Genomic DNA, 9,723 nt, shown 5'->3' with positions numbered 1-9,723 from the left:
GGGGGAGCGACGGGGGCGGTGGGGGAGACGGAGGCGGTGGGGGAGGCGGCGGCGAAGGAGGCGAGGAGGAGGAAGGGGAACGGGGCGTGCGGCGGAGGAGCGGGCGGTCCACGGGGAGCCGGAAGGCCGACGGGGAACTCGCCCCGGTGCCGTGAACGGTCCGGGCCCGACAGCCGGACGGAACGTGAACCGGAGGGGGCGGGGCGGTTCCGGATGCGAGAGGTCAAGGGAACACATGCGAGATCGGCGATAACGATTCCGATTCGGAATGGTTGTACGACGGTATGACTGGGGACTGTTCATCTTTTCGTCCCTAGGATTCCCCCGTACTCACGGGGCACTTGAGTCGACTGGCAGGACAATCCCCACACGCGTATCGGGCGCGGAGGGTCCTGCCCGGAGGGGAATTCTGTGTTTTCTGCTTCTTCAGCGACCGCTTCGCCGTCCATGGAGACGACGACCGGCTCTTCACGGCGGCGCGGCATAACCAGACTGGCCGCGTCCGTGGTGGCGTCCGGGTTGGTCATGGCAGGCGCCCTCGTCGGCGCGGGCAGCGCGGTCGCCGACGAGGCCCCGCAGCACCAGGGCGGCGCGGCCGCGGTTCTGGACGGGTTGAAGACCTACGACCGCGCTGTGCTCCACGCGGACGGCAAGAACCAGCAGCTGCCCGCCGGTCTCTTCGAGATGACGGTCGACGGCGGCGGCAAGCTCAAGACGTACTGCATCGACATCCACAACCCCACCCAGGACCAGGCGAAGTACCTGGAGACCCCCTGGAACCAGACCTCGCTCAACACCAACAAGAACGCGGGCAAGATCCGCTGGATCCTGGAGCACTCCTACCCGCAGGTCGACGACCTCGCGGCGCTCGCCAAGGCGGCCGGCACCGGCCCGCTCACCGAGAAGACCGCGGCGGCGGGCACCCAGGTCGCCATCTGGCGCTACTCGGACGACGTCGACGTCGAGGCCCTCGACGGCCAGGCCGAGAAGCTCGCCGACTGGCTGGAGAAGAGCGCCGTCGACCAGGCCGAGCCCAAGGCGTCCCTCGCCCTGGACCCGGCCGCGGTCTCCGGCAAGTCCGGTGAGAAGCTCGGCCCGATCACCGTCCACACCAACGCCGGCCAGGTCTCCGTGACCCCGCCCGCCGACGCGGCGAGCGGCGTCAAGGTCACCGACAAGAGCGGCAAGCCCGTCACCACCGCGGCCAACGGCGCCGAGCTCTACTTCGACGTCCCGGCGGGCGCCGCCGACGGCACCGCCTCGCTGACCGTCCAGGCCACCACCTCGGTGCCGGTCGGCCGGGCCTTCGCCGGTGTCACCAAGAGCCAGACCATGATCCTGGCCGGCTCCAGCGAGTCCACGGTCTCCGCGACCGCCACCGGCACCTGGGCCAAGAAGGGCGCCATCCCGGCCGTCTCGGCACAGAAGAACTGCGCCAAGGGCGGCGTGGACGTCACCGCGAGCAACGAGGGCGACGAGGCGTTCACCTTCGAGCTGGCCGGTGCGAAGCACACCATCGAGGCGGGCAAGTCCGAGACGGTCACCATCCCGGTCGCCGAGGACCAGGCGTACGACTTCACCATCACCGGCCCCGGCGGCTTCAGCAAGACGTTCAAGGGCGTCCTGGACTGCAAGACCAGCGGCAGCGCCACCGGCGGCACCGACACCCAGACCGGTGGGGACAAGCCCGCTCCGGCCACCTCCGGCTCCGGCGCCACCGGCGGCTCGGGTGACCTCGCCGAGACCGGTGGCTCCAGCGCCACCCCGGTCATCGCGGGCGTCGCGATCGCCCTCGTCGTCGTCGGCGGCGGCGCGGTCTTCCTGCTCCGCAAGCGCAAGACTCAGGCCTCCGCCTGATCGAGCAGTGACGAGGGGCGGGCGGATCATCACGCCCGCCCGGTGACGGCCCCGGTACGCCGCCGCGCACGCCGACCACGGCGTCCGCAGGCCCGTACCGGGGCTTTCGCGTGCCCGGGGCGGCCTTCGTACGGGGCTCCGGGCTCTTCGTGCGGGGCTCCGGGCCGGGTCCGTACGCGATCCGCACGGGCCGGAGGCCGTACTGGTTTCCGTCCGGGTGCCGACGTCAGGCAAGATGGGTGTATCTGCCCACACCTCTATTGCTGCCGGACGGTCTCTCTTGGCTGAGTACATCTACACCATGCGCAAGACGCGCAAAGCGCACGGCGACAAGGTGATCCTCGATGACGTCAACCTGAACTTCCTGCCCGGCGCGAAGATCGGTGTCGTGGGCCCCAACGGCGCCGGCAAGTCCACGGTGCTGAAGATCATGGCGGGCCTGGAGCAGCCGTCCAACGGCGACGCGTTCCTGTCGCCCGGCTTCACCGTCGGCATCCTCATGCAGGAGCCGCAGCTCGACGAGACGAAGACCGTCCTGGAGAACGTGCAGGACGGCGCCGCCGAGATCATGGGCAAGCTCAAGCGCTTCAACGAGGTCGCCGAGCTCATGGCGACCGACTACTCCGACGAGCTCATGGACGAGATGGGCAAGCTCCAGGAGGTCCTGGACCACGCCAACGCGTGGGACCTGGACGCCCAGCTGGAGCAGGCCATGGACGCGCTGGGCTGCCCGCCCGGCGACTGGCCGGTCGCCAACCTCTCCGGTGGTGAGAAGCGCCGCGTGGCCCTGTGCCGGCTGCTGATCGAGGCCCCGGACCTGCTGCTCCTCGACGAGCCCACCAACCACCTCGACGCCGAGTCGGTGAACTGGCTGGAGCAGCACCTCTCGAAGTACGCGGGCGCCGTCGTCGCCGTCACGCACGACCGGTACTTCCTGAACAACGTCGCCGAGTGGATCCTGGAGCTCGACCGCGGCCGCGCCCTGCCGTACGAGGGCAACTACTCCACGTACCTCGACAAGAAGGCCGCCCGCCTCAAGGTCGAGGGCCGCAAGGACGAGAAGCGCGCCAAGCGGCTCAAGGAAGAGCTGGAGTGGGTCCGCTCCAACGCCAAGGGCCGGCAGACCAAGTCCAAGGCCCGTCTCGCCCGTTACGAGGAGATGGCGGCCGAGGCGGACAAGATGCGGAAGCTGGACTTCGAGGAGATCCAGATCCCGCCGGGCCCGCGGCTCGGTTCCATCGTCGTCGAGGTCGAGAACCTCTCGAAGGCCTTCGGCGACAAGGTCCTCATCGACGACCTGTCGTTCACGCTGCCGCGCAACGGCATCGTCGGCGTCATCGGTCCGAACGGCGCGGGCAAGACCACGCTGTTCAAGATGCTCCAGGGCCTGGAGACCCCCGACAGCGGCTCGGTCAAGATCGGTGAGACGGTCAAGATCTCCTACGTCGACCAGTCCCGCGCCAACATCGACCCGAAGAAGACCCTCTGGGCCGTCGTCTCGGACGAGCTGGACTACATCAACGTCGGCCAGGTCGAGATGCCCTCGCGGGCGTACGTCTCCGCGTTCGGCTTCAAGGGCCCGGACCAGCAGAAGCCGGCCGGTGTCCTGTCCGGTGGTGAGCGCAACCGCCTCAACCTGGCGCTGACGCTCAAGGAGGGCGGCAACCTGCTGCTCCTCGACGAGCCCACCAACGACCTCGACGTCGAGACCCTGTCCTCGCTGGAGAACGCCCTCCTGGAGTTCCCCGGCGCCGCGGTGGTCATCTCCCACGACCGCTGGTTCCTGGACCGGGTCGCCACGCACATCCTGGCGTACGAGGGCGACTCCAAGTGGTACTGGTTCGAGGGCAACTTCGAGTCGTACGAGAAGAACAAGGTCGATCGCCTCGGCGCGGACGCGGCCCGTCCGCACCGTGCCACGTACAAGAAGCTCACGCGAGGCTGATCGTCTTGGCTCGTCATATCTACAGCTGCCCGCTGCGCTGGTCGGACATGGATGCCTTCGGCCACGTGAACAACGTGGTCTTCCTCCGCTACCTGGAGGAGGCGCGCATCGACTTCATGTTCCGGCTGGCGCCGGGGGACGGCTCGCCGTCCTTCTCGGGCGGGTCCGTCGTGGCCCGGCACGAGATCGACTACATACGGCCGCTGGTCCACCGGCACGCGCCGGTCACCATCGAGTCGTGGGTCACGAAGATCGGCGCGGCGTCGCTGACGATCCAGTACGAGATCAAGGACCCGGACGAGGTGTACGTACGGGCCTCGACCATCGTCGTGCCGTACGACCTGGCCCGGTCGCGGCCCCGTCGGATCTCCGACGAGGAACGGCTCTTCCTTGAGCGGTACATGGCCGAGGAGCCCGCTGCGGTATGACGGTGCCCGTACGGTCGCTGGAATTCGCCGACCCGAGGGAGGCCGCGGACCTCGCGGCCTTCCTCGGCCGGCTGCTCCACTACGACCGGGCCGCCGCGGTGCGGTTGCAGGCGGGCGGCGGCGCGCTGGCCGTGTTCGGCCGTCCGCCGTCGTTCGAGGTCCTGGCGGTCCGGGCGGCGCGGCTCGCCGTCCCGGACGAGTTCGACGTCACCGTGTCCGCCGGTGAGCTCCTCGAATCCCTGGAGGAGTCGACCGGCGCGGGCGCGATCCCGGCCCCCGTCACCGGGCCGCCGTGGACGGGCGTGCTCCCGCCGCGCGGCGGCTGGCGGGAACAGCCGGGGCTGCCGGGGCCACCGGCCCTGCGCGGCGCCGTCGCCGCCGCCGTGGCCGAGTTCCGCAGCCGCGACGGGGCACTGCCCGAGGAACGCCGCACCCGGGCGGAACGGGACCTGATCGGCCGCGAGATCTGGTCCCGGACGGTCGGCGGCACGGCCCTCCCGCTGCGCGCCGTGCACGCCGCCCAGTCGCTGGGCTTCCTGCGCGCGGCACCGGACTTCCCGGTCGCCCTGCTCGCGGCCGGCTCCTGGCTGCGGCTGCGCACCCCGTTCGGCTCGATCGCCCTGCGCGGCCCGGGAAGCGGCCTCGGCACCCTCGCGGTGACGGTGGGCGCGGGCTGAGGCCAGGAAGCCGAGGGGCGCGGGCCGGGAGCCGAGCGAGTCCGGTTCCGCAGTGGTGCCGGGTCCGGTGGCGGTGCCGGGCCGCCCGGTCCTGCGGCGCCGCCGGGACCGTACCTCCGTCGGTCAGTCGTCCTCCCCGGTGCGCGGGCAGGTCAGGTCGGCGCCGGGCAGGGTGCCGTCGCGCAGGTAGTCGTCGACGGCCCGGTCGGCGCAGGGGACGGGGGTGAGCCCGTCGGCTCCGCGCCCGTACACCCCGTGCGAGCGGATGTCCGCCGTCACCAGCCGGGAACCGGTCAGCCTGCGGTGCAGGGCCAGCGCCCCCTCGTAGGGGACGTTGTTGTCGCGCCGGGCCTGGAGCATCAGCACCGGCACGGCGTTCCCGATCACCGGGGCGGGCTCGCGGGACGTGCTCGTCCAGAACGCGCACGGGGCCGTCATGCCGTTGACGAGCGGGCCGAATACGGGCTGGGCGGCACGGCTGCGCTCCATGTTCGCCCAGTACGTCTCCGGGTCCTTCGGCCAGCCGCCGGCCGGCCAGCCGCGGTCCCCGCACATGAAGAGCGCCCCGCCCAGCATGCCGTCCGCCAGCTCGGGCGACTCCAGCAGTTCGAGCAGGGCGGCGAGCTCCGGACCCGGCTCGACCGGCCTGCCCGCGGCGGCGTCGGTCAGATCGCGCACCGTACCGGCGAGCGCCGGGTCGTACTCCGTGTGCTGGATGAACTGCCTCAGCACCAGCCGCAGCAGCGGCGCGTCGAGCCGGACCCCGGAGACGGTGACCGGGCGCCGCTCGGCGCCGTCGAGCAGCCGCTGGACGCTCGCCCGGACCCGGGCGGGAGTCGTGCCGAGCCGGTAGACGGTGTTCCGGCGCGCGGCCCAGCCGGCCCATTCGTCCAGGGCCGCTTCGAGGGGCGCGCCCGCCCGCCGGAACAGTTCGTACTGGGTGGCCGCCGGGTCGGTCGAGGAGTCGATGACGACGCGGTCGGCGCGGCGGGGGAACAGCTGGGTGTAGACGGCGCCCAGGTCGGCCCCGTACGAGACGCCGTAGTACGACAGCCGGCGCTCGCCCAGCGCCGCGCGGATCGCGTCCATGTCGCGGGCGACGTTCCGGGTCGTGGCGTGCGGAAGGAGCCGGGCGTTGTCGCCGTGCGTCAGGCAGCGGCGCGCGGTGTCGCGGGCGGACCGCACCGACCGCTCGAAGTCCGCGCGGGGGGTCGYGGTCGGGCCGGGCGCGGGTGCCGGGGCGGCGGGGCCGCAGGCGATCGGGGTGGATCCGCCGAGGAAGCGCGGATCGAAGCCGATCAGGTCGTAGCGGTCCGCGACGTCCTTCAGCGCCGGTCGTAGGGCGAGGGTGCTGTCGAGGCCGGTGCCTCCCGGACCGCCCGGATTGGACAGCAGGATGCCCCGCCGTTCGCCGCGCGGCGCGGTGGCCCCGATACGGGAGACGGCGATCTCGATCGTCGGGCCGCCGGGGTCGGAGTGGTCGAGGGGGACGGTCACCTCCGTGCACCGCGCGCCCGCCGCGTTCAGCTCCTGCTGCTGCGGCGGGCAGGGCCCCCAGACGAGCCGTTGGTGGACGGGTGCGGCGGCGGGTGCGGCGGCGGGGGCGGCCGACGCGGGCACACCGCCCGCGAGTAATCCGGCCAGGCCCAGGCCGGCGGTGACCAGTGGGGCGACGCGCATCGTGCTCCTCGGATCGGGGGTACGGATGATCTCCGCGTACGACGCTAGGAGCGCGTGTGCCGCGGAACCATCGGGCCACCCGGTGGAAGCCGCCTGGGGCAGGCCCCACCCCCGCCCGTCACGGGCGCGGCTGGTCGTCCGGCCAGATTCCGATGTGGTCCTGCTCCAGCTCCAGCATCACCCGGTGCTCCATGCCGAGCGCCTCCGTGTAGTCGGCGGGCAGTTGCAGCCGGCCCGCGCGGTCGAGCATCGCGTACTCCCGTGCCACCTGGGACTCCTGGCCCGTCGCCGCGTCCACCTCGGTGCGGCGCAGCACCTCGGAGGACGTGCGGCCGTCGCGGATGGCGACGGTGCGGCGGACCTCGGAGGCCACCGTCTGGTCGTGGGTGACGATCACGATCGTGGTGCCGAGTTCCTCGTTGGCGCGGCGGAACGCGGCGAAGATCTGCTCCCCGGTGGCCGAGTCGAGCTCGCCCGTCGGTTCGTCGGCGAGCAGCACCGACGGGCTGTTGGCGAGCGCCACCGCGATCGCCACCCGCTGCTGCTGGCCGCCGGAGAGCTGCTGCGGGCGCCGGTCGCGGCAGTCCGCGATGTCCAGGATCCGGAGCAGCGACTCGGCGCGGGCGGTCCGCTCGGCGTTCCGGCCCCGGCCGCGCAACTGCATCGGCAGGGTGACGTTCTGGACGGCGGTGAGGTACGGGAGCAGGTTGCGGGCGGTCTGCTGCCAGACGAAGCCGACGATCTCCCGGCGGTAGCGGAGCCGTTCGTTCTGCCCCATCGACAGCAGATCGCGGCCGGCCACCTTCGCCGACCCGGCCGTCGGCACGTCCAGGCCCGCCAGGATGTTCATCAGGGTCGACTTGCCGCTGCCGGAAGCACCGACCAGGGCCATCAACTCGCCCTCGGCGACCAGGAGGTCGAGGCCCTGGAGGGCCTGCACCTCCACCCCGTCCGCGGAGAAGATCCGGACCAGCCGGTCGCAGGCGATCAGCGCGTCGTGCCCGTAGGAGGGCCGGTCGCGGCGGGCGGTGGCCCGCTGTTCGAGCTCGGCGAGGGTGGTGCCGGTCGACGGTGACGTCATCGGGGGTCTCCTGCCCTGAGTTCGGTGATCGATCCGCGGCGGCTCGCCCACCATGCCTGGACGGCGGCCGTCGTGGCGGTGAGGACGACCACGCCGAGTGCCGGAAGCACCAGCGACCACGGGTCGGGCCGCAGGTGGGCGGTGTCCGGCACGGTGGCGCCGGGACCGTTGAAGAGCGCCAGCCCCACGAGGTCGATGCCCGGGGCCAGCAGCGTGATCGCCGCCCAGCCGACCAGCACCCCGCCGAGGGCCGCGGGCAGGGCCTGCGGCAGCGATTCCAGCCCCAGCAGCCGCCTGCCCTGCCGGGAGGTGAGGCCCATGGTCCGCAGCCGGGCCAGCAGGGCGATGCGCTCCGGTGCGGTGCGCAGCAGCGACAGCAGGACGGCCAGCAGGGCGTAGCCCGCCCCGACCGCGACCGCCGCCGCGTAGATCCCGCGCACCCCCCGCTGCATCGGGGTGTCGACGAACGCCGCCCGCTCCTCGGCGCGCAGCCGTACGGAGACGCTCTTGCCCGCCGGCCGGACGGCGTCCCGCAGCGCCTTCGGGTCCGGGTCCCCGGTCACCAGCAGGGTGGTGGTCAGCTTCCGGGTGAGTGCCGCGGAGTCGACGAGCAGGAACTCGTGGCCGGGGACGGCGGCGGTACGCGGCACGATCCCGGCCACCCGCACCCTGAGGTCCCCGGCCGGGGTGGTCAGATCGCGCGGCCCGTCGCCCAGTTCCGCGGCGGTGGTCGGCGAGGCGATCACCGGTACGACCACGCTCCCCGCCTCGCCCCTGCCCGCCCGCAGCCGGTCGGCCGGGAACGGCCCCAGGTCCGTCGCACGGGCCAGCCCGGCGTACGCGTCGGGGTCGACGCCCAGCACCACCGTGTTCTTCATGCTGCCGGAGCCGTCCGCGGCGGGCGGCATCGGCACCTCGGTCACCACCTGCACCGCGGCCACCTGCCGTACGCCGTCCGCCTCCCGGACCTCCCGGACCAGCCGGGGCGGGAGCGGCGCCGTGTCGAGCAGCCCGCTGATCCGGGCGTCCGCGCCGACCGTGAGCACCGCCGCCCGGTCCCGGGCGTCCGAGACCCCGGCGAGGACCGAACCGCCGAACGCCGCCGTGGTCAGCGCCAGCAGCAGCGCGAGCAGCGGCAGCGCACCGGCCGCCGAACTCCGCCCGGCCCGGGCCAGCGAGAGGAAGCCGACCGCCCCGCGCCGCCGGGCGACGGCCCGCGAGGCCAGCCGCAGCGGCCACGGCAGCAGCCGCACCAGGACCAGCGCCGCGATCAGCCCGACGAGCACCGGGGCCGCGCTGACCAGCAGGTCGCCGCCGTCGCCGTCCGCCGTGCCGCGCCGCCGCAGCCCGACCACCGCACCCACCGCCAGTACCAGCACGGTGAGCTCGGCGACCGTACGCAGCCGGGACGGGCGGGCGTCCATCAGGTCGTCGCGGGTACCGGGCAGCCGCAGCCGGCGATGCGGCAGCACCGCTCCCACCGGCACCGCGACGCAGACCAGCGCGGCGACGAGGACCGGCCCGGCCACCGAGGGCCACAGCCGGACCGGTCCGAAGAACGGCAGCGCGGCCAGCAGCCCCAGTGCCGCCGCGGGCACCACGACCACCGCCGTCTCGGCGAGCAGCCGCCCGCCCATCCCGGCCAGCGAACCGCCGCGCGCCCGCAGCAGCGCCAGTTCCTCCCGGCGCCGCCCGCCGATCAGCCCGGCCGTCATCAGCAGCACCACGGCGGCGACGGCCCCGACGCCCACGGCGGCCACCGTGACGACCGGCTCGATCGCCGTGCGCAGCGTGTCGTACCCGGCGAGGATCCGGTCCAGTTCGGTCCGGAAGGCCGCGTTGTCACCGGCCATCGCCCGCAGCCGCACCAGCCCCGGGCCGCTCTCCAGCGAGGCGAGCGCCGAGCGCAGCTCCGGCACGTCGGCGGCGGTCAGCCCGGAGGCGTCCGGCGGGAACCGCCAGAACATCTCCGGCTCGCCGGTCGAGCCGAGCAGGGCGGGCCCGGCGTCCGGCGCCAGCAGCACGGCCGCGGTCCAGTAGTAGCGGGGCGGGGAC

Annotated in this window: 7 protein-coding genes; 4 read left to right on the top strand and 3 right to left on the bottom strand. The window is 73.2% G+C overall.

Annotated elements, in window-relative coordinates; translation table 11 throughout:
* The first annotated feature begins 447 nt into the window (after positions 1–447).
* The 4 genes from EAO76_RS09720 to EAO76_RS09705 all read left to right on the top strand — a co-directional run bounded on the left by EAO76_RS09720 (position 448) and on the right by EAO76_RS09705 (position 4,907).
* Entirely contained in the window at positions 448–1,857 is a 1,410-nt protein-coding gene (locus EAO76_RS09720; RefSeq protein ID WP_148835276.1) for an LAETG motif-containing sortase-dependent surface protein, read from the top strand.
* 280 nt (positions 1,858–2,137) lie between these two features.
* Positions 2,138–3,802 carry an energy-dependent translational throttle protein EttA gene (gene ettA, locus EAO76_RS09715; RefSeq protein WP_148835274.1) on the top strand — a complete coding sequence of 555 codons (1,665 nt, stop codon included), beginning with the start codon at positions 2,138–2,140 and terminating at the stop codon, positions 3,800–3,802.
* A 5-nt stretch (positions 3,803–3,807) separates the two neighbouring features.
* Entirely contained in the window at positions 3,808–4,230 is a 423-nt protein-coding gene (locus EAO76_RS09710; protein ID WP_187438516.1) for a thioesterase family protein, read from the top strand.
* Positions 4,227–4,907 carry a hypothetical protein gene (locus tag EAO76_RS09705; RefSeq protein ID WP_148835272.1) on the top strand — a complete coding sequence of 227 codons (681 nt, stop codon included), beginning with the start codon at positions 4,227–4,229 and terminating at the stop codon, positions 4,905–4,907. The genes EAO76_RS09710 and EAO76_RS09705 overlap by 4 nt, the downstream gene beginning before the upstream one ends.
* Before the next feature lie 123 nt (positions 4,908–5,030).
* Here the strand turns inward: EAO76_RS09705 and EAO76_RS09700 are convergent, their stop codons facing one another.
* From EAO76_RS09700 to EAO76_RS09690, 3 genes are all read right to left on the bottom strand, one after another.
* Positions 5,031–6,587 (bottom strand): alpha/beta hydrolase, encoded by a 1,557-nt coding sequence (locus EAO76_RS09700; RefSeq protein ID WP_148835270.1) that lies wholly within the window; start codon positions 6,585–6,587, stop codon positions 5,031–5,033.
* A 118-nt stretch (positions 6,588–6,705) separates the two neighbouring features.
* Positions 6,706–7,668: an ATP-binding cassette domain-containing protein gene (locus EAO76_RS09695; RefSeq protein WP_148835268.1), complete on the bottom strand. Its 963-nt coding sequence runs from the start codon at positions 7,666–7,668 to the stop codon at positions 6,706–6,708.
* Positions 7,665–9,723: FtsX-like permease family protein (locus EAO76_RS09690; RefSeq protein ID WP_148835673.1), on the bottom strand; the 2,059-nt coding region annotated here is incomplete at its 5' end. The genes EAO76_RS09695 and EAO76_RS09690, both read right to left, overlap by 4 nt.

This window comes from Streptomyces sp. sk2.1, assembly GCF_008120935.1.
Taxonomy (GTDB): domain Bacteria; phylum Actinomycetota; class Actinomycetes; order Streptomycetales; family Streptomycetaceae; genus Streptomyces.
Note: the sequence above shows the minus strand (reverse complement) of the source record. Positions and strands in the feature narration are given on the sequence as shown.

Excerpts from the sequence above, each read along its gene's own strand:
- EAO76_RS09705 (WP_148835272.1), top strand. The coding sequence starts at position 4,227 with ATGACGGTGCCCGTACGGTCGCTGGAATTCGCCGACCCGAGGGAGGCC.
- EAO76_RS09720 (WP_148835276.1), top strand. The coding sequence starts at position 448 with ATGGAGACGACGACCGGCTCTTCACGGCGGCGCGGCATAACCAGACTG.
- EAO76_RS09695 (WP_148835268.1), bottom strand. The coding sequence starts at position 7,668 with ATGACGTCACCGTCGACCGGCACCACCCTCGCCGAGCTCGAACAGCGG.